The sequence below is a fragment of the Noviherbaspirillum aerium genome (genome assembly GCF_008929045.1).
Classification (GTDB): domain Bacteria; phylum Pseudomonadota; class Gammaproteobacteria; order Burkholderiales; family Burkholderiaceae_D; genus Noviherbaspirillum; species Noviherbaspirillum aerium.
Genome location: NZ_VFAH01000001.1, coordinates 85076 through 107806, shown reverse-complemented (window position 1 = coordinate 107806; position 22731 = coordinate 85076). Strand labels below are relative to the sequence as shown.

Genomic DNA, 22731 nt, shown 5'->3' with positions numbered 1-22731 from the left:
CAATGAACACGCTTCACTACGCCCACTGGCCGGCAGGCATGCCGCGCGCCATCACCACGCCCGACACCAGCGTCTATGCCAACCTGCAGGTATCGGCCCTGCGCTATCCGAACAAGCCGGCCATCATCTTCTACGACACCGTGCTGACCTACGCGCAGGTCCATGAACAGGTGCTGGCGCTGGCCGGCTACCTGCAGCAGGCCTGCGGCGTGCAGCGCGGCGACCGCGTATTGCTGGACATGCAGAACAGCCCGCAGTTCATCATTGCCTATTACGCGGTCATGCGCGCCGATGCGATGGTGGTGCCGGTCAATCCGATGCTCATGACCGACGAGCTCGAACATTATGTCGAGGACAGCGGCGCCAAGGTGGCGCTGGTCTCGCAGGAAATCTTTTCGCGCATCGCGCCGCTGATCGGCAAGACCTGCCTGACGCAGGTGGTTGCCGCAGCCTATTCCGATTACCTGATCGCGCCGACGGAACTCAACGTGCCCGATTTCGTCCGCGCGCCCTATGCGGTGCCGGCCATGCCGGGCGTGACGCCGTGGAAGGAAGCGCTGGCCGCCGGCCATGCACCCGGCCCGCACCAGGCCGGTCCCGACGACCGCGCCTGCATGCCCTATACCTCCGGCACCACCGGCAAGCCCAAGGGCTGCGTGCACACCCATCGCTCGGTGATGTTCAACGCCGTCGCCAGCCCGACCTGGTCCGGCCCGATGGCGCCCGACCATGTGACGCTGGCGGTGCTGCCCTTCTTCCATGTCACCGGCATGCAGTCGGTGATGAATGCGATGATCTACACCGGCGGCACCATCGTGGTGCTGCCGCGCTGGGACCGCGATGCGGCCGGCCAGCTGATCACCCGCTACAAGGTGACGACCTGGACGCTGATACCGACCATGATGATCGACTTCCTGTCCAATCCGCGCCTGGGCGAATACGACATCTCCAAGCTGCAGCGCGTCTCCGGCGGCGGCGCGGCGATGCCGGCGGCGATCGCGCAGAAGCTGCTGCAGCTGACCGGCCAGACCTACATGGAAGGCTACGGCCTGTCCGAGACCATGGCCGCCTCGCATGTCAATCCGCCCAACCGGATGAAGCAGCAATGCCTCGGCGTGCCCTACCTGAACGTCGATGCGCGCATCGTCGATCCGGTCACGCTCAAGGAAGTGCCGCAGGGCGAGAACGGCGAGATCTGGATCCATGGCCCGCAGGTGTTCCAGGGCTACTGGAATGATCCGAAAAAGACCGCGGAAGCCTTCGCCGAACTCGACGGCAAGCGCTTCTTCCGTTCCGGCGATCTCGGCTACATGGACGAGGAGGGCTTCTACTTCTTCACCGACCGCCTCAAGCGCATGATCAATGCCAGCGGCTTCAAGGTGTGGCCGGCGGAAGTGGAGTCGATGATGTACCAGCACCCGGCGGTGCAGGAATGCTGCATCATCGCCGCGCGCGATCCCTACCGCGGCGAAACCGTCAAGGCGGTGATCGTCAGGCGGCCCGGCGCCGACGCGGCTGCGGAAGACATCATCCAGTGGGCGCAGGAAAAGATGGCCGCCTACAAGGTGCCGAAGATCGTGGAGTTCGTCGATGCGCTGCCGAAGTCGGCGACCGGCAAGGTGATGTGGCGCAGCCTGCAGGAGAAGGAGATGGCGGCGCAGGAAGCGGCGAAGGTATAAGTGTCGGTGTCGGTGTCGGTGTTGATCCGCACTATCCCTCGAAGCTGATCTTCATCGCAATTCGGCAAGACCCCGGTAGTTGCCTCCCTTCCACGGGGAGGGAGCCACAGGGGTCTTGCACGTTTGCCCGCCCCCCGCTGGCCCTCTCTCCCGTCCCGTCAGGCGTAAAATAGCGGCTCCCCATCCCGCTGTTTCCCAAATGACCATCCTGCTGTCCACCCTCAACGCCCGCTACACCCATGCCTCGCTGGGACTGCGTTACCTGCTTGCCAACATGGGCGAGCTGCGGGACATCACCCGGCTGCAGGAATTCGTGATCGGCGCCAAGACCACCGACGTGGTCGAGCGCCTGCTGGCGCACGGGCCGCGCATCATCGGCTTCGGCGTCTATATCTGGAATGTCGAGGAAACCACCCGGGTGGTGGCGCTGCTCAAGCGCGTCGCGCCGGAAGTCGTCATCGTGCTCGGCGGCCCGGAAGTGTCGTACGAGCCGCAGGAACAGCGCATCGTGCAGCTGGCCGATTACCTGATCACCGGCTGGGGCGACGTCAGCTTCCCGCAATTGTGCCGGCAGATTCTCAACGGCCCCAAGCCGCTGATGAAGATCCATGCCGGCGTGCAGCCGCCGCTCGACGACATCGCCTTGCCCTACGGCCATTACACCGACCAGGATGTGGCCCACCGCACGCTGTATGTCGAGGCCTCGCGCGGCTGCCCGTTCAAGTGCGAATTCTGCCTGTCCTCGCTCGACAAGACCGCCTGGCCCTTCGATCTCGACAAGTTTCTTGCCGAGCTGGAAAGCCTGCATGCGCGCGGCTCGCGGCTGTTCAAGTTCGTCGACCGCACTTTCAACCTCAACATCAAGTCCAGCCTGCGGATCATGCGGTTCTTCCTCGACAAGCTGGCGGCCCATCCCGATGATCCGGTGTTCGCCCATTTCGAAGTGGTGCCCGACCACCTGCCGGATGCATTGAAGGAGGCAATCCAGCAATTCCCGCCGGGGACGCTGCAGTTCGAGATCGGCATCCAGAGTTTCAATCCGGAAGTGCAGGCCACCATCAGCCGCAAGCAGAACAACGACAAGTCGGCCGAGAACATCCGCTGGCTGCGCGAGCATTCCCATGCGCATCTTCACGTGGACCTGATCGCCGGCCTGCCGGGCGAAGACATCGACAGCTTCGCCGAAGGCTTCGACCGGCTGGTGGCGCTGGCGCCGCACGAGATCCAGTTCGGCATCCTCAAGCGGCTGCGCGGCACGCCCATCATCCGGCATACGGAAGCCTTCGGTCTGGTGTTCGATCCCTATCCGCCGTACACCATCCTCGCCACCGACCGCATCGACTTCGCCACCATGCAGCGGCTGGTGCGCTTCGCCCGCTACTGGGACCTGGTGGCGAATTCGGGACGCTTCGCCAATACGCTGCCGGCGATCCTGGGCGATGCGCCGTTCGCCAGCTTCATGGCGCTGTCCGACTGGCTGTATGCGCATACCGATGCGACGCACCGCATCGCGCTCGACAAGCTGGCCTCGCTGGTGGCGCAATGGCTGCGCAGCCGCGGCATGGATGGCAACGCGGCCGACGCGCTGGTCGACAGCGACTATGCCGGGCAGGCGCACAAGGCCAGGCCCAAGGCCGATAAATCCGATAAGGCGGAGAAGACGGGGAAGGCGGATGCGGCGCCGCAGCGGCAGGCGCGGCATCTCGCGGCGTGACGCCGCGATGACGTGATGACGTAATAGTGCGGCAGCGCCGGGATCAGCCTTGCTGCTGCTGCGCGCGCCAGTTTTCCACGAGCTGGCGCGTCGGCGCATCGAGATTGTCGAGCGGAAGGGAACGCGAGCGGTGGAAGATCATGAGTGCGTAGACGGTGGCAAGCAGGTCGACCTCCGGCGACAGCGCGCGTTCCTCGCCGGTCGAAGGACGCAATGCGCGCCAGTAATTGATCGCCTGTTCCAGTTCGGGAAGTGTGATGTCCATGCGCGTATTGTAGAACATAGAACAGCGCGGCTGGCGGGGCCGAAAGCGCTCCGGTCGCTGCGAACCATTGCGAAAGGAAAGACAGATGAGTGACATGAAGGACAAGGTAGCCGTCGTGACGGCGGCATCGCGCGGCATGGGCGCGGCCTGCGCGCACGAGCTGGCGGCACGGGGCTGCCGCCTGGTGCTGATGTCGCGCTCGGAAGACATCCATGCGCTGGCCGCGCAGTTGAACGGCATCGCGCTGCAGGGTTCCAGCGACAATGCGCAAGACCTGCAGAAGCTGGTGGCGCTGGCAATGGAAAGGCATGGCCGCATCGACATGGTGGTCAACAACACCGGCCATCCGAAGAAGGGTCCGCTGCTGGAACTCGGCGACGACGACTGGCATGCCGGGCTCGACCTGCTGCTGCTCAACGTGGTGCGCATGGCGCGCCTGGTGACGCCGGTCATGCAGGCCCAGGGCGGCGGCGCCATCGTCAACATTTCCACCTTCGCCGCCTTCGAGCCGTCGGCGCGCTTTCCCATCTCGGCCACGCTGCGTGCCGCCTTGGCCAGCTTCACCAAGATCTACGCCGACGACGTGGCGAAGTCGAACATCCGCATCAACAATGTGCTGCCCGGCTACGTCGATTCGATCGCGCAGAACGAAGCCACGATCGCGCAGATACCGATGGGCCGCCAGGCGACGAAGCAAGAGATCGCCAAGACGGTGGCCTTCCTGCTGTCGTCCGACGCCGGCTATATCACCGGCCAGAACCTGCGCGTCGACGGCGGCATCACGCGCTCGGTGTGAATTCCCCTGGCCGCGACAGCAGAGAACGGAACAGCCTTCCATGCGTATCCTGATCGTCGAAGACGATGCCGACATTGCCGGCAACCTGTACGACTTCCTGTCCGCCCGCAGCCATGAGGTCGATGCCGCGCCCAATGGCCTGACCGCGCTGCATCTGCTGGCCACGCAGCAGTTCGACGTGGTGATCCTCGATATCGGCCTGCCGGGCATCGACGGCCTGACGCTGGCGCAGCGCCTGCGCCGCGATGCGCGCTCGGCGGTGCCGATCCTGATGCTGACGGCGCGCGATACGCTCGACGACAAGCTGGCCGGCTTTTCCGCCGGGGCCGACGATTACCTGGTCAAGCCTTTTGCGCTCAAGGAAGTCGAGGCGCGCGTCCTGGCCCTGGTCAAGCGCAACCAGGGCCGGGTGGTCGAGAATGCCCTGCGCGTCGGCGAGCTGTGCTACGACCCCTTCAGCGGCACCGCTACCTGGCAGGGCCGGCCGATGAAGCTGCCGCCGAAGATCATGAAGCTGATGGTGACGCTGATGCAGCAGCCCGGGCGCCTGTATTCGCGCGAGGAACTCGAACAGGCGGTATGGGGGCAGGCACAGGCCAGCAGCGACACGCTGCGCAGCCATCTGTCGCAGCTGCGGCGCGAACTGGCGCTGCCGGAAGGAAGAAACATGATCGAAACCGTGCATGGCCGCGGCTACCGGATGGTGAACCCCGATGAAGCGTAGCCTGCGCTGGCGGCTTGCCTGGAGTTTCGCGCTGCTGTGCAGCTTCGCCGTGACGATCCAGGCGATCGCGCTGTTCGTCGGCGCCGACGAGCAGGAAGAAGACATGATCGACGAAGTGGTCAACGCCGCGCTCGACAATTACCTGCGCGACTCGACCGGCAAGGGCGAGCCGGAAGTGGGCCTGTCGTCGATGCGCATGCGCCTGTTCCGCACCCCGGCCGGCAAGGCCCCGGCGCCGCTGCCGGCGGACTATGCGCAGCGTCCGGCCGGCAATCATGAATGGTTCGACCGCGACATCGAATACCACGTCGGCATCCGCGACCTCGGCGCCGAACGCGTCTACCTGATGTACGACGTCAGCGAGCATGAGGCGCGGCTGGAAGCCTTGCAGTGGAATCTTGCCATCGGCCTGCTGGCGCTGAGCGCCATTTCGCTCTGGCTCGGCTACTGGCTGTCGGGCCGGCTGCTGAGCCAGCTCGACCGTATCACACTGGCCGTGCAGCGCGATGATGCCGCGCCGTTCAGCGATCCGGAACTGGACCGGGAGGTGGGACTGCTGGCCGGCGCCCTGGATGCCTATCGCAGCCGCAACCGCGAACTGCTGCTGCGGGAGCGGGAATTCACCGCCAATGTCAGCCATGAATTGCGCACGCCGCTCACCCGCATCCGTACCAGCGCCGAACTGCTGGGCGAGGATGCCAGCCTGTCTGGACGAAGCCGCGAGCGCGCCGAGCGCATCGTTGCCGCCGTCGATGCGATGGAAGCCCGGCTGCGCGGCCTGCTGTTCCTCGGGCGCGAGCTCGCGCTGGACGAGCGGCGCCCGCTGGAGCTCAAGCGCCAGGTGGAAACCAGCGCGGCCCATTTCCGTTCAGCCTGCGACAGCGCCGGCGTGGGTCTGGAGATCGATATTCCGGATACCGTGACGGTCGCCGCCGACAGCGCCCTGCTGCAGCTGCTGCTCGACAACCTGATCGGCAACGCCGTCCGTTACACGCCCGCTGGCCACATCCGTATCGGCTATCGCGACTGCGCACTGACGATTGCCGATACCGGCGTCGGCATACCGGCCGAACATGCCACGCAGGTATTCGAGCGCCACTACCGCGCCAGCGACGTGCCGGGCGGGATGGGCATCGGCCTGTCCATCGTCAGGCGCGTGTGCGATGCGCATGGGTGGGAATGCCGGATCGAACCCGGTGCCCGTCAAGGCACCTGCGTCGCGGTGCGCTTCGATGCTCGAAGCGTCGCGCACGCCGCGGCAAGTCATGCCTGAGGGATGTGCCGAAACCTTGCCGAAGGCAGCTGGCCGGAACCGTCCAGGACTGTCGTTTTCCAGGCGCTTACTTCGATGAGCCGGGATCGTTCACCATGGTGACTGCGAGCGGCCATGGGAAGAGTTTGTCCTTAATGTCGTCAGCGCCAAAGGCGGTATAGATCACCACCATGAAGGGTCGGTCAACCTTAAGCACGGGTATTGAACTGCGCGCGCTGCCTACGCTCGCTGCCGCACTGACGGCCTCGGTGCCTTCCCGGTCGAATTTGATGGCGGTCTTGTCCTTCATGACCGCCAGTTCCACATGGGGTCTGTTCCCTTCGCCGAAAATGGGGCTGAAGTTCGTTTTCCTGGGATTGAACAGGGCATCGGCTTCCAAGTTGCACAAAGTATTCCGGACGTCGGTCTGCGACTCCGACAGGAATGCCGGCATCGTAACCCGGCAGGACGTTTCCTGGATACGCCCCAGCTGTGCCAGGTGGGCAGGCAATGAATTCGATGCGCCTCCATCCGTTCCCGATGACAGCTGCCGATAGAGTTCATCAACCGGCGTGCCTTTATGCGGAAGAAAAACAGCCGCCCTGACATCAAGGCCGCCGGCGTCATAGGGCAGGGCAAAACATTGAAAATTCGGTCCTTCGAACGCCGGGATACTGATGCGTTGATGCTGCATTCCATCGACTGCTTTCACTTTGCCGAGGGAGTTCGTGAACATCAACGGCTCGGTAGCGGGCTCGAAAGCCGTTTTCCATTTGGCCTTGAATTGATTGAAGGAAGTCAGGGCAAAATCTGCGTTACTCAGTTCGCTTGCATCGAGCAGGGTGGAAATTTTTCCGCCCGTTTTTTCGTTCGCCCATTGGTTGACGACCTCGGGACTCTTCCGAAGGTCCGCCACATCCATGTGCAGGCCGAGTTCACGCATCTGGTCCTGGCACTTGAATAGCGGAAGCGTCGACTTTGCATTCCCGGCATCCGTGTCGTGAATCCATAATGAACTGCCGGTGCCGAAAATATGGCTCAAGTCATCAACGCTCAAGGCCGTATTCCTTGCAATCAGATCCAGCTGCGCATTGATGTCGCCGTTTTTCAAACCGAGCAGGCGAAACAGCTCCGCTCTGCCTTCACCAGCGGAAAGCATGGCGAGATAAACCGCTTGCTGCAGGATGCTGCCGGGCATGAAGGCGTGATTACTGCCTCTCGGCAAATCGACTTTGCCCATCATTGCCAGCGTCAGGTTCCATGCGGCGGGAATTTCCGGCGACAGCGTCCTGGCTGGATCAGGCATGTTGGCAGACCATTTGCTTCCGAATTTCATCTTCGGCGGCGGAAGCGACGGCACATGAGGTGCTTCTGTGCTGGGCCGCTCCGTTTTGGAGGAATTGACTGTTATGTTGGCAGACCATTGATTTCCGAATTTCATCGTCGGCGGCGGAAGCGACGGCACATGAGGTGCTTCTGTGCTGCGCCGCTCCGTTTTGGAGGAATTGACTGTTGGATTGCGGCCAATATGCGCCATTATGGCGTTTCGCCCCGGCTCGGGGCTTCGATCGGGCTTGAGCGCCTCATTGAGATAAGGAGTTGTCTTTCCCTGACTGTCAGCATAATCATAAAACGCCACAGCAATCGGATGTCCCTTGCTTATGGAATGTTGTAATAACAGGCACGTTGCTTTGTGCACGCGTTGTTCGGCCGTGGTTCCGGGTGGAACAGGGTCGTCAATCATTTTCTTTGCCAACTCAAGGACATGGTTGTGCGTTATGTCCTGAACGCTCTTCGAGAATGTTTGAAATTCCGAGGAGGACCGGGAAATGCCCTGTGTGCATAAAAACGCTTCCGCTTTCTCTTTCTCTTTGGCGACATGTTTTGACCCGCCCTCTTGCAGATAAACTTCTTTGAAAATTTTGATGGCCTGGTCCATGACCGTGTCGGCAGCACCGGCATGCGTAGATGTCGTTGCTGCCGGCATGATGGGCGAAGGCGATACAGGCCGGCTGGAAATGGCAGTCATTGGTGTTCTCCTGAAAGATGATCGATAAGGTTGTGGCTCGCGTTCTATCGTGAAGGTGGCGCATTTCCAGGCCCGAAAGGGTCTGGATTGGTTACGCTGAGCTCATCTCAGCGATGCTTTGCCCATGTACGCCGGTATGGGCCCGCCGGCTTGTTCGAAGCGTCGCCGCCGGCGACAGCGTTTCAATCAAGCAATGCAAGCATGAGTGTCAAGCCGGGGCGCGCGGTTCCATGTACGGCTGCGATCCGTCCGGGAAAGACATGCAGATCCGGGCGAGATCAAGAAGCACCTGCAGCCGGCTGAACCGCGAGCAAGCGCCCCGATTCACAAATCCATCACACAAAGCCCAGTCCGGCATCACAGCGCCTGCTTATACTGCGCATGTCTTCACTTCCGGGATCCGCGGATGCTTCCTCCTCCCTTCGCGACCGCCGCCTGGCACCGGTACTGGCGCATCCTGCTGCCGCTGCTGCTTGCGCCGTTCATTGCGGCACTGTTTGAATTCACCACGCTCGACCAGGCGCTGATCGCGCCGTTCTACGACGCGCACGCGCATGGCTTTCCTTTGCGCGACAGCGCGCTGCTGCAGAACCTGATGCATTTCGGCCTCAAGCTGGCGGTGGTCATGGTGGCAGCCGGTGTGGGCGGCGCGGTGCTGCTCGGTTTCATACTGCCGCAGTGGGGGCGTGAACGGCGGCGCCTGCTGTGGATACTCGCCGCGATGGCCCTGAGCACGACGCTGGTGTCGATGCTCAAGACGGGCAGCGCCATGCATTGTCCCTGGGATGTCGCGGAGTACGGAGGCTATGCGCCTTTCCATCACTTGTTTGAACGGCCGCCCGCCGGCATCGCGCCGGGACACTGCTTCCCGGGCGGACATGCCTCGGGCGGCTTCAGCCTGATGGCGTTTTACTTCGCATGGCGCGACAGGCATACGGGCCGGGCGCGCATGGCGCTGGCCGCCGGATGGGCAATGGGAATGCTGATGGGATGGTCGCAGATGATGCGCGGCGCGCATTTCATGTCGCACAACATCTGGTCAGCCTGGCTGGTGTGGACGGCGATGGCGCTGCAGTATCATTTCTTCCCGCCGGTATCGCTTGCGGCGGTGATGCAGCCGCCGTTGCCGGGCAGCCGGGATGCGGCAGCGGCGTGAAGAGGCCGACGCGTCTCAGCGCGTCAGGAACCGTTCGAGGCGCTGCGCGCCGTCTTCCAGGCGTTCGAGCGAACTGGCGAAGCACCAGCGGATATAGCCTTCGCCTTCGGGACCGAAGGCGCTGCCGGGCGCAAGGCCGAGCCGAGCCTCGACAACCAGCCGCTTGCACAGCGCCAGGGTGTCGGCGGCGCCGGCGCCGTCGACGCGGAAGAACAGGTACATCGCACCCTTGGATTTCGGCGCGGTGATGCCGGGCATGGCATTGAGCCGCGCATGCAGGAAGTCGCGCGCCGCGCGGTAGCGCTCGACGGTGTGCGCAATGATCTCGTCGCCGCGTTCGACGGCGACGATGCCGGCGCGCTGCGCGAAGCCCGGTGCGCACGAGGTGTTGTATTCAATCAGCTTGCCGAGGTCGGCCATCATCGGTTCCGGCGCGACCACCCAGCCGAGGCGCCAGCCGGTCATCAGCCATGACTTGGAAAAGCTGTTGGCCGAGACGATGCGGTCTTCCGGATGGGCGAGGTCGAGGAAGGACGGCGCGCAGGCCGGCTTGCCGGCTGTTCCGGGAATGCCGGAAGGATCGTCGTACACCAGCCGCTCATAGACGTCGTCGGCAAGAATCCAGATGCCGTGCCGCCGGCAATGGGCGAGGATGGTTTCCTGCTGCTCTTTCGCGATCACCCAGCCGGTGGGATTGTTGGGCGAGTTCAGCAGCACGGCGCGGGTGCCGGGCGTGAGCGCGTCGAGCAGCTGCTGCACATCCAGCTCCCAGGTCTGGCCGAAGCGCAGCGGCACCTTGACCACGTCGGCGCCAAGGATCTTCGGGATTTCAACCAGGTTGGGCCACAGCGGCGTGACGGCGACGACGCGGTCGCCGGGATTGATGATCAGCTGCGACAGCAGCATCAGCGCGGATACGCCGGAAGAGGTGACCGCCACGCGGTTCACGTCGAGCTGACCGTGCAGCGCGGAGACATAGTTCGCAATCGCTTCGCGCAGCGGCGCAATGCCGAAGTTGTGGGTATAGAAAGTGTCGCCCGCATCGAGCGCCTGCTTGGCGGCGTCGCGGATGAAGGCCGGCGTTTCCTGGTCGGGCTCGCCGAACCAGAACGGCAGCACGCCTTCCATGCCGATGCCGGCATTGGCGACTTCACGGATGCGCGACGCGCCCAGGCTTTGCACGACGTCGCGTGCGGAAGGTGATGCAGGCGAATTCAGAAGCATAGGATGATGCGGTTGGCGAGATCGAAGACGAAGGAGGGGCGCAGGTAACCGATGAAGGCCAGCGCCAGCACCGCCGCCAGCACCACGCCGAACAGCAGGCGGAGCAGGCGGGAACGCAAGGCACTGGTGTTCATGACAGGCTCCGGAGGTCAGGCCAGTGCCGGCTGCTGCCGCACGATGGCTTTTTCATTGATCGGCAGGTTCACCAGCGCGGCGAACACGCCGAGCGCGATGGTGATGCCCCATACGGTGTTGTAGTTGCCTTCGAGCGTGAACAGGTAGCCGCCGAGCCAGACGCCGAGGAAGCTGCCGACCTGGTGCGACAGGAAGACGAAACCCGACAGCATCGACAGGTACTTGACGCCGAAGATGCCGGCGATCACGCCGTTGGTCAGCGGCACGGTGGACAGCCACAGCAGGCCCATCGCGCAGGCGAACACATACACCGAGAGCGGCGTCAGCGGCGCCAGCAGGAACAGCGAAATCACGATCGCGCGGGTGAAGTAGATGGAGGACAGCAGGTAGCGCTTGGGCAGCTTGCCGCCGAGCTTGCCGGCATAGTAGGAACCGAAGATGTTGAACAGGCCGATCAGCGCCAGCGCCATCACGGCGACGTTCGGGTCCATGATGCCCTTGTCCTTCAGGTAGGAGGGCATGTGCACGCCGATGAACACCACCTGGAAGCCGCAGACGAAGTAACCCGCCACCAGCAGCAGGAAGGGCCGGTAGGCGAAGGCTTCGCGGGTGGCTTCCATGATGCTCTGCTCGCTGCCGGCCGATTTTTCCGCCGGCACTTCACGCAGGAAGAAGGCCATCGGCACCATCACCAGCGCCACCATCGCGGCAAGGATGTAGAAGGCGTTCTGCCAGCCGGCCTGGGCGATCAGCTGCTGCTCGACCGGCATCATCACGAACTGGCCGAAGGAGCTGGCCGCGGAGGAAATGCCGAAGGCCCAGGAGCGCCGCGCTTCCGGAGCGGTGCGGCCGATGATGCCGCTGACCGCGCCGAATGCGGTACAGGCCAGCGCCGCGCCGCCCAGCACGCCGGAGCCGATGACGAAGGCGGCCGGCTGCGAGACCAGGGCCATCCACAGCAGGCCGCCCACGTAGAAGGCGGCGCCCGCCAGCACCACCCGGGCGGTGCCGATGCGGTCGGCCGCCATGCCGGCGAAGGGAGCGAACACGCCCCACATCAGGTTCTGCAAGGCCAGCGCCAGCGAGAAGGTTTCGCGTGTCCAGCCATAGGCCTGGGAGATCGGCTGCAGCCAGAAACCGTAGCCGTGCCGCACGCCCATGGCGAGCGTAAGGACAAGTCCGCTGGCGATCAGGACGGTTTTCAGTTGCGGAGGGCGGGTGGCAGTCAGCATGGCGGAATCTCGGCACAAGGGGGAAATCGAGTGTAGCGCAAAGCCGAAAAGCATGTGGCCTGCCGGTTTGACCGGGCCTGTTGACCCCGCCGTCAGCAGGGAAACGGGCTCAAGAAAGGGAAAAACGCTGCGCGGCCAGCCATGTCCGCATGTCGGCGAGGCCGTCCCGCAATGCCTGCGCGGCGGCATCGAACAGGCTGTCGATGCCGTCCCCGGAAGGGTCGGCGTCCGTCGTGTTCCCGGGTTCGGGCTGTCCGGCTTGCCGAGCACGCAATGCCTGTTCGGCCGCCAGCGAAGCCGCCGCGAAACGCCGCAGGCCGAAAGTGCCGAGCGTGCCGCGCACCGTGTGCAGTTGCCGCGCCGCATGGTCGGCATTGCCTTGACGCCATGACTGCAGCGCGGCATCGAGCGGCGCGCTGCCGTTCTTCAGCACGGTGTCGAGCAAGTCGAAGACGAGGGCCTTCTGCTGCTGGCCGTCTTGCATCAGCAGCAGCAGCTGGGTCGGGTCGAAGGCGGGCGGGGACGGGATGGTCGACGGCATTGTTGGCGAAGCGGACACGATGACGGGGAGGGCGAACGGGACCGTCCAATCATACACGTCAGCCGGGGATCGATTGCGGGATTCGGCATGCGCGGCTGCGCGCGGCGGAGCAAAAAAAACCGCGACAGCTTGCGCTGCCGCGGTCGAGTTGCCGCATGCCGCTGCAGCGCCTTGCGGCGCGCAGCATGGTCGGCTCGTTATTATTAACTTGTTGACTTGCCTTATTGCACCCGGCGCACCGCCATGAATCCGCCCACCACCATCTGGCCGGTCGCGGCATTGTTCATCTGGAAGGTGCCGCCCATTTCCGCCGGCGCGCCGCCGGTGACCGGCCCGAAGTAACGGCCGCCGAGGCCGCCGCTGAGGTTGCCGGCGGTGACGGCGCCGGTCAGGTAATTGGCGACATTGGTATTGGCCGCGCCCATGCTGGCTGTCGTGCTGAAGGCAACCGGCACCACCGCGCTGGGTTCTTCGTTGGTGTTGGTGTTCTGCACCGCGACCGTGACCTGGCGCGTGGCGAAGTTGACGGTGATTGTTGCCGTGCCACGGAACACCGAGGGGTCCGCAGCGCGGTTGGGCGAATACCAGCCGTAGGAGAAGCCGGTATACGTGGCCGTGCCGGTGGCCGGTACGGTGGCCGGATCGGTGACCGCGCCGTAAGTGACGACGCCGCGGCGGTTCTTGTTGTGCTCGTCGCCGGCCCGCGCCCATTCCTCGATCACCACGGTGTCCTGGGTCACCCATGCGCCGAGATTGGTGTAGCGCAGGTTCCAGTTGTCGAAGCCGCGATAACCCTTGGAGCCCGGGAAGGGGATGCCGATGCCGTTTCCGCCTTCCAGCCATGCCGGCGTCGAACCGGGAGTGGCGTTGCCGGCGTGGATGTCGCCGTCTTCATGCAGGCGGCTCGCATAGAGGTTGTCCGGCCAGGCGGCATTGCCTGTTCTCCACTCGCCCGGCGACAGGCGCGTGCCTGCCGTTTCCGCGGTCGGGCAGGGAACGACGTCAGCCGCGCAGCGGGAAGGATCGGCGCGCGGGAAGTACCGGTTGTTCGCATAGTTGAGCTGGGTGGCGGCCGGGCCGAGCGTTGCGAAGTTGTAATAGCCGAGGTCGGTCGGGCCCGGCAGCGCCGCGGAGGAGACCGTGCCGTCCGCCGCCAGGATGGTGCGTCCCTGGGTGGTATTGAAGGTCTCGACGATGGGCGGACGGTCGACCTTGTTGTCCCAGGTCAGGCCGAGGTTGCGCAGGATGACGATCGGTGCGGACGGCCGCGCGTCGGCATCCTTGGTGATGCGGATTTCGGCGACGCCGCCGGACGCCGGTTCAAAGCCGGATGCTCCGGTCCTGACGACGATCGGATTGGCCAGGTCGCTGGTGGAGCGGCCGTAAGCCTGTACGCCGGAGCTGGTCAGCGCAACGCCGTTTTCGGTGCGGATGATGGTATCGCCGCTGCACTGCACGCTCGCGCCGCCCGGGCAGGACATGACCATGGAGGCGGTCGCAGGAACCGGGGCCGGTGTGCCGGATGGGGTGGTCGTGCCCGGAGTGGTGCCTCCTGGTGTGGTGGTGTCTGGTGTCGTGCCGGGCGTCGTACCGCCGGGCGTGGTGCCGCCGGGCGTCGTACCGCCGGGTGTCGTGCCGCCGGGAGTCGTACCGCCCGGTGTGGTCGTGCCGGAGGATGGTGCGGTGCCGTCGCCGCCTCCACCGCCGCCGCAGGCGGACAGGAAGCCGGCGGCAAGCAGCGCCACGCAGAGGGGTTTCAAGTTAAGGCGGAATGTTTTCATCATTTTCTCCCAGTATGGCGGTGCCGTGACGGCGCCGGTGATGATGGCTTGTTCATTGAAAATCATTATTGGCTCAGGCTGCCACCGGCAAGGCTGATGCCCTGGAACTGGCCTGGCTGCCATGTCTTGCATGCGTCGCTTCCACATGCAGTGCGGAAATGATGGCTTCATGCATCGTGCCATCTTGCCGTGCTTTAAGTACCGCAGCCTTGATCAGCGTTAAGCATTGCCGTGCAAGATCGCTTTGCGAGCAAGACACAATGCGCAAAGGCCGCGGGCTGGTGTCGGAAGATGCGACAAGATTGAAACACGACGCGGGAAGATGAAGGGCTGTACCACACTTTCGCCAGTGAAAACCGGGACTTAGCGCTGCCATTTGAGGCCTCACAAGCCCGCCATCTCTGGCACTGGAAAAGCCGGCGCACGCGCAGCATGATGAAGCATGCTATCGCATGTCTTCGACCGCGGTCCTTACGGTTTGCACCGGGTTTTGTCACGTCTTGCGCATATGAATTCTGGCAGCCTCATCACCATTTCCGACTTCGAGAACAACTTCCCCGATGAACTGGAACGCGAACTCGAGAACCTGTATCACAATCCGTTCGCAACGCTGGCGCATCATCGGCATTATTGCGATCTGCGGCGCGGCGTTCATGCCTATGTCGCGCGCAGCGCGAAGGGCGACATGCTCGCCGCGCTGCTGTGGCGGCGGGAGGGGCATGTCGCGCGCGTGCTCAACGAGCAGATCGGCCTGGCCGCGCAGGAAGTGGGCCGCTTCGCGCAGCATGTCTTCTCCACGCAGGAGGATATTGACGTGATCGAGTTGCACGCGGTGCACGCGGAAAGGCCGCGGCTGCCTTTTCCCGCTCAGCATTTCGACTGCGCCGAAGATATCGTGCTGCCGCTGCCGGAATCGGTCGAGGCTTATCGCGCCAGCCTGGGCAAGTCGACCCGCAGCTATCTCTGCCGCTATATGAACAAGCTGCGCCGCGACTATCCCGACATGCGGCATGAAGTGATCGAGAGAGAGAACATCAGTGAAGACCAGGTGCGCAGGATCGTCGCGCTCAATCATGCGAGGATGCAAGGACGGCACCGCGCTTCCTACATCGACGATGCCGAGGTTACGCGCATGCTCGACATGACAAGGCGCTACGGCCTGCTCACCCAGGTGCGCATCGACGGGCGGGTCTGCGCCGGCGCCATTCAACTGCAGATCGGCGACCATTACTTCCTGCAGGTCATTGCCCACGACTGCGCCTTCAACGACTATGGCCTCGGCACGCTCTGCTGCTACCTTGCCATCTGCGAATGCATTGCCCGCGGCGGCGAGGAATATCATTTCCTCTGGGGCCGCTATCCGTACAAGGTCCGTCTTCTCGGCAGGCAGCGCAAGCTGCAGCATATCGCCCTGTATCGCGACCGTACCCGTTTCGCGCTTCACGGCCGGCTGGCGGCGGCCAACGCCTGGCGCGCGTTACGGTTCCGCAATCACGACTGGCTGCTGGATCACCTGCACCAGCCCGATCTGCTGGGAGCAAGCCTGCGCGCCGCCGCGCAGGGCGCCCGGGCCGTGCGCGGCATGCTGCAATTTTCCCGCGCGGGCGAACATGGGGCGGGATCGCATCAGAAAGCCGGGTGAATCACCGCTGCCTATGCTGTCCATGCTGTCTATGCGCCTACCAGGGCGCGCTCCAGTTCATCCGGCGGCACCGCGCGGGAAAACAGGAAGCCCTGGCCGTAGTCGCAGCCGGCCTCGATCAGGGAAGTCTTCTGTTCTGGCGTCTCGATGCCTTCGGCGATCACCTGCAGGCCGAGCTCATGCGCCATCGCGATGATGGAGCGCACGATCGCGCGGTCGCCCGGATCGCTGGCCATGTCGCGCACGAAGGATTGATCGATCTTCAGGTAATCGATGTCGAACCTGCGCAGGTAAGCCATCGATGAATAGCCGGTGCCGAAATCGTCGATCGCCACCTGGATTCCGGCGTCGCGGTATTGCAGCAGCCGCTCGGCCACGCGCGCGGACGCATTGAGTAGCAGGCCTTCGGTGATTTCCACCGAAATGCTGCTGCCGGGAAGTCCCAGGCTCTTCAGGTAATTCGGCCAGTCCACCCGCTCCGAGCGCGACATGAACTGCACCGGCGACTTGTTGACGCTGATCTGGAAGGGCTTGCCGAGGCGGCTGCCGAAACGGCTCGAGCAGCGCGCCGCTTCCTGGAACACCCACTCGCCGATCTCGTTGATGAGACCGGACTCCTCGGCGAAGGGAATGAAGCGCGGCGGATCGATCATGCCGAGCTTGGGATGCTGCCAGCGCAGCAGCGCTTCGGCCTTGGTGATGGCGCCGGTGCGCAGATCGATCACCGGCTGATAGAAGACGCGCAGCTGGTTGCCCGACAGCGCATTGCGCAGGTCGCCTATCAGCCGCAGGCGGGTATGCGCTTCCTGCTGCATGGAACGCGTGAAGTAGCTGAACTGGTTGCGGCCGTTGCTTTTTGCCGCATACATCGCCTGGTCGGCATTGCGGATCAGGTTTTCCGGCGTGTCGGCATCGGTGGGAAACAGGGTGATGCCGATGCTGGCGGACAGGTAGACCACTTCGTTGGCAAGGCGGAACGGCGAGGCCAGGGCATCGATCATTTTCTGCGCGATCCATTCCACATGCATCAGATCGTCGAGTTCGGTAAGGATGGCGGTGAACTCGTCGCCGCCCAGCCTGGCCACGGTATCGGAGGCGCGCACGCAGGCACTGATGCGCTTGGCCGCTTCGGTCAGCAACTGGTCGCCGACGTCATGGCCGAGCAGATCGTTGGCTTCCTTGAAACGGTCAAGGTCGATGAACAGCAATGCCAGCGGCTCGCCGCTGCGGCGCGACTTCTTCACGGCATGGTCGAGGCGGTCGCGGAACAGGCGGCGGTTGGGCAGGGTGGTGAGCGTGTCGAAATTGGCATGGCGCCAGATGATTTCCTCGGAGCGCCGCTTTTCGGAGATGTCGGAGACGGTGCCGGTCATGCGCAGCGGTTGACCATGGGCATCGCGAGCCACCACCACGGCGCGCTTCATGACCCATTTCCAGTCGCCATTCCTGCAGCGCATCCTGTATTCGCTCTGGAAAGAGGTCGAGCGGCCGGCAAGGCAGGACCTGAGCGCGGCCAGGGTGGAGCCCAGGTCCTCGGGATGCACCCGCTGTTTCCAGTCGCCGTACTCGTCCAGCGCATCGTCCCCGCACAGTCCCAGGATTTCCTTGAACCGGGGGGAATACAGCATCTTGCCGCTGGGGATGTCCCAATCCCAGATACCGTCTCCCGAACCTTCGATGGCCAGCTTCAGGCGCTCGTTGCTGATGCTCAGTTCCTCTTCCGCCAGCACGGTTTCGGTGATGTCGAGCGAGATGCCGACGTGTCCCGCATAGTCGCCGTTCTCCTGGAACCAGGGTGAGGCATGGGTGGCCAGCCAATGCCACTGCTCCTCCCTGCCGAGCGCGCGGAAACGGTACTGCAGCGATCTGCGTTCCCGCTGTGCCTGCGCCAGCGCCGCAACGTAGCCCGGGCCGTCCTCGGGGTGCAGGAAGCTTTGCCAGCCAATCCCCAGCAGGTGTTCCATCGGCACGCCGGTCAGCTCGCTGGTGCGCGAGTTCGCATAGCGCACGTGGCCTTCGGGATCGAGGTGCCAGATCAGGGCGGGCGATGTTTCCGCCAGCGCACGGAAACGCGCCTCGCTGTCGGCCAGCGCCTGCTCGGCCAGCTTGCGGGCGGTGAGATCGACAGTGACAGCCAGCAGCGAACTGGGCCTCCCGGCTTCGTCATCAAGGCGTGAAATGCTGCTGCGGGCAAACACCAGGTCGCCGTCGCTGCGCACGTAACGCTTGTCCAGCGATGCGGCCTCTCCGGTTTCAAGCAGCGATGTCAGGGCAAGGATGCTTTTCGCAATGTCTTCCGGATGGGTAACGTCGGGCACGCCCCTCGACAATAGTTCATCGCGGGAATAGCCGAGCATGTGGCACAGTTCGTCATTGACCCGCAGGAAGCTGCCTTCCAGCGACAGCTCCGACAGGCCGACCTTGGCGCGCGCGAAGATCGCCGACAGCTTGGCCTCGCTGCTGCGCAAGGCTTGTTCCATCATGACGCGCGGGGTGGTGTCGGTGACGATGGCAAGCGCGCCCCCCGGCTCGTCGTTCTGGCCCGGCACAGGCGAGAATTCAAGATTGAGCCATGCCGGCTGCGCCCTGCCATTGCGCCTGACCAGGAATTCCTGATCGTGGTACACCGGCGAACGGCCGCTCAATACCGTCTTGAGCACAGTAGTGTGGAAATCGGTATGGACGGTCGAGCCTTCTTCCACCTTGCGTCCGAGCAGCCATGGATGATGGTCGCCGGCCAGTTCTGCGTAGGCATCGTTGTAGAGCATCACGCCTTCTTCGCTCCACAGCAGGATGGCCGGCATCGGCAGCGCCAGCAGGATGTCGACCGCGATGCGCAAGCAGTGCGGCCACTGCGAAAGATGGCCCAGTGTGGTGGCGGCCCAGTCATGACCTCGGATCAATGTTGGCATTTCTCCGGTACCAGCCGGCCATTCCGGATTGTCGGTCTTGCTCATGTCCTCCTGCTCCGGCACCGTGCACGCTGCGTGCTGTGCGGCAAGCTATCCCCAATCGCTGCGGCTCGGGAGCCGCAGCGGCCTGATGCGCTCCGGTTCGCATCGCTTCGTTGGTCTGCGCTGTCTTGGTTTGATTGCCCGCCCTCGCGCATCATGCGGCGCAGGCGGATTGCGCAGTCATGGTAGGAAGAGCCGAATGCACTGCAAAAGTTCAGCTGCCCGGCCGGAAGGGAGCGGACATGCAATGCTGTTAGTATTTCAGCGCACGCGCGGAAACAACAATATCGGGAGACCAGCATGCTGCTTGCACGAATACTCATTGGCGCTGTACTGCTTATTCACGTCTACATCTTCCTTCTGGAAACCGTGCTGTTCCGCAGCCGCGGACGCAAGGTGTTCCGGCTCAGTGATGCCCAGGTCGATGCGATGGCGCCGGCGATGTCGAACCAGGGCTGCTACAACGGCTTTCTCGCCGCCGCGCTTGCGGTTGCGCTGCTCCATGGCGAGCCGGCCGTGGCCCATGCTTTCGCCGTGTTCGGCCTGCTGTGCGTGGCGGTCGCCGGCATCTGGGGAGCGGCGACGGTGCAGAAAAGCATCCTGTATGTGCAGACCGTGCCGGCGGTGCTGGCGCTGATCGCGCTGTTCGCCGGCATCTGATTTCTACCCGCGGCCGCACCCCGGCCGAGACCTTTTCAGCGCTGCAGGAAGTCGCGGATCAGATCGATCTGTTCCGGCACGTTGAGCGCCGGCGCATGGCCGCAGCCCGGAATCACCGCGAGTTCGGCGCAGGGGCCTCGCCGTGTCATTTCCTCCGCGGTCTCCTGCAGCAGCAGGTCGGAATCGATGCCGCGCATCACCAGCGTCGGCATGGTCAGCATGTCGTAGAAATCCCAGAGCGCATAGTCGTCCGGATGCACGAAGAACTGGCGCACCATCGCCGGGTCGTAGTGCGGCGTGATTTTCCCGTTGGGCATGCGCCGCGCGGATGTCTCGGCCATGCGGCGCCACTGCGCATCGCTCTGCCAGCCGTAGGGCTTGTAGACGGTGCGCAGGAATTGTTCGAATTCCCGCATCGTCGCGAACTGCGGCGGATTGCCGGCATACGCCTTGATTCTTTCTATGGCCGCATCGGCCAGGGCCGGGCCGTTGTCATTGAGCACCAGATGACTGATGCGGCCCTGCAGCGTGGTGGCGGCGGCGACGGTGCCGGTGGCGCCGCCCATCGAGGTGCCGACCCAGCGCACGCTATCGAAGCCGAGCAGATCGACCAGTTCGCGCGCGATGCGCGCATAGAAGGCGAGGCAGTACTCGTTGTCCGGGTCCGGGCTCCATTGCGAAAAGCCGCGCCCGAGGGTATCGGGACAGATGATGTGGTAGCGGTCGGCCAGCGCTTCGGCGAGGTCATCGAAATCGCGCCCGGTACGCGCCAGGCCATGCCACATGATGACCGGCGGCCGGCCCCGGCTGCCCCATTCGGCATAGTGGATTTCCCGGTCGCAGCAGCGCAGGTAATGGGATGACGGCGCAGGCTGGGCCATCATGCGCCGCTCCTGCTGCGCAGCTTGCCGACCAGCCCTGTCGGAAAGAAATAGACCGACAGGATGAACAGGATGCCCAGCCACAACAGCCAGCGGTCGGGCGACAGCAGCGCCGACAGCAGCGGCACCGATTGCGCCGCGCCGGAAGCCAGCCCCATCAGATCCTGCAGATAGCTTTGCGCCAGCACGAACACGGTGGCGCCGAAGATCGCGCCGTACATCGTGCCCATGCCGCCGATCACCACGATCAGCAGGATGTCGATCATGATCTCGAACGACAGCGAAGTATCCGGTCCGTTGTAGCGCAGCCAGATGGCAAGCAGGCAGCCGGCCAGCGTGGCGAACACCGCCGCCAGCACGTTCGACCAGGTGCGGAACACCACGGTGCGGTAGCCGATCGCTTCGGCGCGGAAATCGTTCTCGCGGATCGCCTGCAGCACCCGGCCGAAAGGCGAGTTGACGATGCGCAGCATGGCCAGGAACAGCAGCGCGGCGACCAGGAACACCAGGTAGTAGGTGATCAGCCGGCCGTCGAGCGAGACGCCGAGAAACGGATTCTCGCTGAGCTGGAACGAAGGCGCGAGCACTTCCGGCAGGCGGAAGTTCAGGCCGTCCTCGCCGCCGGTGATTTCCGACAGCTGCGAGGCGAGCGTCTGGAAGGCCGAGGCCACCGCCAGCGTGATCATCGCGTAGAAGATCGCCCGCACCCGCAGCGAGAACAGCCCGATCACCAGCGACAGCAGCAGCGACAGCGCCACCGCGGCGAATGCGCCGATGGCCAGGCTGGTCCAGCCGGCGCCGAGCCGCGTGCTGGCGATGGCAATGCCGTAGGCGCCGATGCCGAAGAACATCGTATGCGCGAACGAGACGATGCCGGTATAGCCGAGCAGCAGGTCGTAGCTGGCGACGAGCACGATGAAGATCAGGATCTTGGCCGCGACGTTGAGCGACTTCGCGCCCGGGAACAGGAAGGGCGCGAATGCCAGGCCGAGCACGATCAGGGTGAGGATTACCGCCAGCACGCGGCTGCGCGGCAGGTCATGGGAGAGGAGTCGGCCGATCATCTGCTGGTCACCGGATAAACGCCCTGCGGACGCCACAACAGGATGGCGACCATCAGGAGGATGTTGGAAAAGAGCGCCACCTTGGGCGCGAGGAAGCCGGTGTAGTTGGCCAGCAGGCCCACCAGCAGCGCGCCGAGGAAGCAGCCGCCGGTGGAGCCGAGGCCGCCGATGATGATGACGATGAAGATCAGCACGTTGACCTGCGCGCCCATCTGCGGAATCACGTTCTGCTGGTACAGGCCCCACATCACGCCGCCCAGGCCGGCCAAAGCGGAACCGGCGATGAAGACGCCGACGAACAGGCGGCGGATGCGGTAGCCGAGGCTTTCCACCATCTCGCGGTCCTGCACGCCGGCGCGGATCAGCAGGCCGAGCTTGGTGCGGTTCAGGACCAGCACCAGCGCCGCGAAGACCGCAAGGCCGACGACGACGGCGATCAGCCGGTACTTCTCGATCGCCGCATCGCCGATCAGCACCGAACCGCGCAGCGCGGCCGGCAGCGGCAGCGGAATCTGCGCCGGGCCCCAGATCACCTTGATCAGTTCCTCGCCGACCACCATGCCGCCCATGGTGATCAGGATCTGCTTCAGGTGCTGGCCATAGACGACCCGCACCAGCACCCGTTCGAACACCGCGCCGAGCACGCCGGCCACGACCATGGCCGCCAGCATCGCCGCCGCCAGCGCGCCGAGATTTAGCAGCAGGCTGTCGGCACCGGTCCAGTCGGGCAGCGCCCCCATCACCGACACCGCGACGAAGGCGCCGAGCGCGATGAAGACGCCATGGCCGAAGTTGAGCACGTCCATCAGGCCGAAGATCAGCGTCAGGCCGGAAGCGATGATGAAGATGATCATGCCCATCGCCAGGCCGGCCGCCGTGAGCGTCACCCAGGTCGGCATGGAGCCGATGAACGGCAACGCAGCCAGCGCCAGGGCAGGGACCAGCGCCAGCGGCGCCCAGTCGATCTGGCGCGTCACCGGCAATGCAGTCGGCTGCATTGCC

At 64.2% G+C, this 22731-nt stretch carries 19 protein-coding genes; 8 read left to right on the top strand and 11 right to left on the bottom strand.

Annotated elements, in window-relative coordinates; genetic code table 11:
• Positions 1-2 precede the first annotated feature (2 nt).
• Entirely contained in the window at positions 3-1679 is a 1677-nt protein-coding gene (locus FH061_RS00490) for a long-chain fatty acid--CoA ligase (protein WP_151631907.1), read from the top strand.
• 199 nt (positions 1680-1878) lie between these two features.
• On the top strand, positions 1879-3393 hold the full coding sequence (locus FH061_RS00485) for a B12-binding domain-containing radical SAM protein (RefSeq protein ID WP_151631905.1): 1515 nt from the start codon (positions 1879-1881) through the stop codon (positions 3391-3393).
• A 43-nt stretch (positions 3394-3436) separates the two neighbouring features.
• Here FH061_RS00485 and FH061_RS00480 read toward each other — a convergent pair whose 3' ends face one another.
• The gene (locus FH061_RS00480; RefSeq protein ID WP_151631903.1) at positions 3437-3658 is read right to left on the bottom strand and encodes a DUF3717 domain-containing protein; all 222 of its coding nucleotides are present in this window, start codon (positions 3656-3658) and stop codon (positions 3437-3439) included.
• Between the two features lie 94 nt (positions 3659-3752).
• Here FH061_RS00480 and FH061_RS00475 point away from each other — a divergent pair, with 94 nt between their 5' ends.
• From FH061_RS00475 to FH061_RS00465, 3 genes are read left to right on the top strand one after another with little or no spacing between them, the layout of a single operon-like run.
• A complete protein-coding gene (locus tag FH061_RS00475) occupies positions 3753-4454 on the top strand; it encodes an SDR family oxidoreductase (RefSeq protein WP_404822413.1) in 702 nt (233 codons plus the stop codon).
• A 40-nt stretch (positions 4455-4494) separates the two neighbouring features.
• Entirely contained in the window at positions 4495-5178 is a 684-nt protein-coding gene (locus tag FH061_RS00470; RefSeq protein WP_151631899.1) for a response regulator transcription factor, read from the top strand.
• Positions 5168-6451, top strand: a complete 1284-nt coding sequence (locus FH061_RS00465; RefSeq protein ID WP_151631897.1) for a sensor histidine kinase — start codon at positions 5168-5170, stop codon at positions 6449-6451. Before FH061_RS00470 ends, FH061_RS00465 begins: the two co-directional genes overlap by 11 nt.
• Positions 6452-6518: 67 nt before the next feature.
• Here the strand turns inward: FH061_RS00465 and FH061_RS00460 are convergent, their stop codons facing one another.
• Entirely contained in the window at positions 6519-8459 is a 1941-nt protein-coding gene (locus FH061_RS00460) for a serpin family protein (RefSeq protein WP_151631895.1), read from the bottom strand.
• Between the two features lie 406 nt (positions 8460-8865).
• Between FH061_RS00460 and FH061_RS00455 the strand changes: the two genes are divergently transcribed.
• A complete protein-coding gene (locus FH061_RS00455) occupies positions 8866-9615 on the top strand; it encodes a phosphatase PAP2 family protein (protein ID WP_151631893.1) in 750 nt (249 codons plus the stop codon).
• A gap of 15 nt (positions 9616-9630) precedes the next feature.
• On the opposite strand, the gene FH061_RS00450 is transcribed toward FH061_RS00455, so the two are convergent.
• The 5 genes from FH061_RS00450 to FH061_RS30215 all read right to left on the bottom strand — a co-directional run bounded on the left by FH061_RS00450 (position 9631) and on the right by FH061_RS30215 (position 14594).
• On the bottom strand, positions 9631-10839 hold the full coding sequence (locus FH061_RS00450; protein ID WP_151631891.1) for a pyridoxal phosphate-dependent aminotransferase: 1209 nt from the start codon (positions 10837-10839) through the stop codon (positions 9631-9633).
• Positions 10830-10973 (bottom strand): hypothetical protein, encoded by a 144-nt coding sequence (locus tag FH061_RS30225; protein ID WP_192804834.1) that lies wholly within the window; start codon positions 10971-10973, stop codon positions 10830-10832. Before FH061_RS30225 ends, FH061_RS00450 begins: the two co-directional genes overlap by 10 nt.
• 15 nt (positions 10974-10988) lie before the next feature.
• Positions 10989-12206 (bottom strand): MFS transporter, encoded by a 1218-nt coding sequence (locus FH061_RS00445; protein WP_151631889.1) that lies wholly within the window; start codon positions 12204-12206, stop codon positions 10989-10991.
• A 109-nt stretch (positions 12207-12315) separates the two neighbouring features.
• Positions 12316-12747: an Hpt domain-containing protein gene (locus FH061_RS30220; RefSeq protein WP_192804833.1), complete on the bottom strand. Its 432-nt coding sequence runs from the start codon at positions 12745-12747 to the stop codon at positions 12316-12318.
• A gap of 221 nt (positions 12748-12968) precedes the next feature.
• The gene (locus FH061_RS30215) at positions 12969-14594 is read right to left on the bottom strand and encodes a HupA family protein (protein ID WP_192804832.1); all 1626 of its coding nucleotides are present in this window, start codon (positions 14592-14594) and stop codon (positions 12969-12971) included.
• A gap of 442 nt (positions 14595-15036) precedes the next feature.
• Here FH061_RS30215 and FH061_RS00435 point away from each other — a divergent pair, with 442 nt between their 5' ends.
• On the top strand, positions 15037-16170 hold the full coding sequence (locus tag FH061_RS00435; RefSeq protein ID WP_192804831.1) for a GNAT family N-acetyltransferase: 1134 nt from the start codon (positions 15037-15039) through the stop codon (positions 16168-16170).
• 29 nt (positions 16171-16199) lie between these two features.
• On the opposite strand, the gene FH061_RS00430 is transcribed toward FH061_RS00435, so the two are convergent.
• Positions 16200-19127 (bottom strand): GGDEF and EAL domain-containing protein, encoded by a 2928-nt coding sequence (locus FH061_RS00430; protein ID WP_151631885.1) that lies wholly within the window; start codon positions 19125-19127, stop codon positions 16200-16202.
• Positions 19128-19424: 297 nt separating this feature from the next.
• On the opposite strand from FH061_RS00430, the gene FH061_RS00425 reads away from it, so the two are divergent.
• Complete coding sequence (locus tag FH061_RS00425; protein WP_192804830.1) at positions 19425-19784, top strand: DUF1304 domain-containing protein; 360 nt, start codon at positions 19425-19427, stop codon at positions 19782-19784.
• A 35-nt stretch (positions 19785-19819) separates the two neighbouring features.
• On the opposite strand, the gene FH061_RS00420 is transcribed toward FH061_RS00425, so the two are convergent.
• From FH061_RS00420 to FH061_RS00410, 3 genes are read right to left on the bottom strand one after another with little or no spacing between them, the layout of a single operon-like run.
• Complete coding sequence (locus tag FH061_RS00420) at positions 19820-20668, bottom strand: alpha/beta fold hydrolase (RefSeq protein ID WP_151631883.1); 849 nt, start codon at positions 20666-20668, stop codon at positions 19820-19822.
• Complete coding sequence (locus FH061_RS00415) at positions 20665-21729, bottom strand: branched-chain amino acid ABC transporter permease (RefSeq protein ID WP_151631881.1); 1065 nt, start codon at positions 21727-21729, stop codon at positions 20665-20667. Before FH061_RS00415 ends, FH061_RS00420 begins: the two co-directional genes overlap by 4 nt.
• Positions 21726-22727, bottom strand: coding sequence for a branched-chain amino acid ABC transporter permease (locus FH061_RS00410; protein WP_151632906.1), 1002 nt, complete (start codon positions 22725-22727; stop codon positions 21726-21728). The genes FH061_RS00415 and FH061_RS00410 overlap by 4 nt, the downstream gene beginning before the upstream one ends.
• Positions 22728-22731 lie beyond the last annotated feature (4 nt).

What these genes read in the sequence shown, in the direction of transcription:
- FH061_RS00460 (WP_151631895.1), bottom strand. Translation starts at nt 8,459, where the DNA reads ATGACTGCCATTTCCAGCCGGCCTGTATCGCCTTCGCCCATCATGCCG.
- FH061_RS00415 (WP_151631881.1), bottom strand. Translation starts at nt 21,729, where the DNA reads ATGATCGGCCGACTCCTCTCCCATGACCTGCCGCGCAGCCGCGTGCTG.
- FH061_RS30215 (WP_192804832.1), bottom strand. Translation starts at nt 14,594, where the DNA reads ATGATTTTCAATGAACAAGCCATCATCACCGGCGCCGTCACGGCACCG.
- FH061_RS30220 (WP_192804833.1), bottom strand. Translation starts at nt 12,747, where the DNA reads ATGCCGTCGACCATCCCGTCCCCGCCCGCCTTCGACCCGACCCAGCTG.
- FH061_RS00455 (WP_151631893.1), top strand. Translation starts at nt 8,866, where the DNA reads ATGCTTCCTCCTCCCTTCGCGACCGCCGCCTGGCACCGGTACTGGCGC.
- FH061_RS00470 (WP_151631899.1), top strand. Translation starts at nt 4,495, where the DNA reads ATGCGTATCCTGATCGTCGAAGACGATGCCGACATTGCCGGCAACCTG.
- FH061_RS00410 (WP_151632906.1), bottom strand. Translation starts at nt 22,727, where the DNA reads ATGCAGCCGACTGCATTGCCGGTGACGCGCCAGATCGACTGGGCGCCG.
- FH061_RS00430 (WP_151631885.1), bottom strand. Translation starts at nt 19,127, where the DNA reads ATGAGCAAGACCGACAATCCGGAATGGCCGGCTGGTACCGGAGAAATG.
- FH061_RS00435 (WP_192804831.1), top strand. Translation starts at nt 15,037, where the DNA reads ATGAATTCTGGCAGCCTCATCACCATTTCCGACTTCGAGAACAACTTC.
- FH061_RS00465 (WP_151631897.1), top strand. Translation starts at nt 5,168, where the DNA reads ATGAAGCGTAGCCTGCGCTGGCGGCTTGCCTGGAGTTTCGCGCTGCTG.
- FH061_RS00425 (WP_192804830.1), top strand. Translation starts at nt 19,425, where the DNA reads ATGCTGCTTGCACGAATACTCATTGGCGCTGTACTGCTTATTCACGTC.
- FH061_RS00445 (WP_151631889.1), bottom strand. Translation starts at nt 12,206, where the DNA reads ATGCTGACTGCCACCCGCCCTCCGCAACTGAAAACCGTCCTGATCGCC.
- FH061_RS00475 (WP_404822413.1), top strand. Translation starts at nt 3,753, where the DNA reads ATGAAGGACAAGGTAGCCGTCGTGACGGCGGCATCGCGCGGCATGGGC.
- FH061_RS00420 (WP_151631883.1), bottom strand. Translation starts at nt 20,668, where the DNA reads ATGATGGCCCAGCCTGCGCCGTCATCCCATTACCTGCGCTGCTGCGAC.
- FH061_RS00490 (WP_151631907.1), top strand. Translation starts at nt 3, where the DNA reads ATGAACACGCTTCACTACGCCCACTGGCCGGCAGGCATGCCGCGCGCC.
- FH061_RS00450 (WP_151631891.1), bottom strand. Translation starts at nt 10,839, where the DNA reads ATGCTTCTGAATTCGCCTGCATCACCTTCCGCACGCGACGTCGTGCAA.
- FH061_RS00485 (WP_151631905.1), top strand. Translation starts at nt 1,879, where the DNA reads ATGACCATCCTGCTGTCCACCCTCAACGCCCGCTACACCCATGCCTCG.
- FH061_RS00480 (WP_151631903.1), bottom strand. Translation starts at nt 3,658, where the DNA reads ATGGACATCACACTTCCCGAACTGGAACAGGCGATCAATTACTGGCGC.
- FH061_RS30225 (WP_192804834.1), bottom strand. Translation starts at nt 10,973, where the DNA reads ATGAACACCAGTGCCTTGCGTTCCCGCCTGCTCCGCCTGCTGTTCGGC.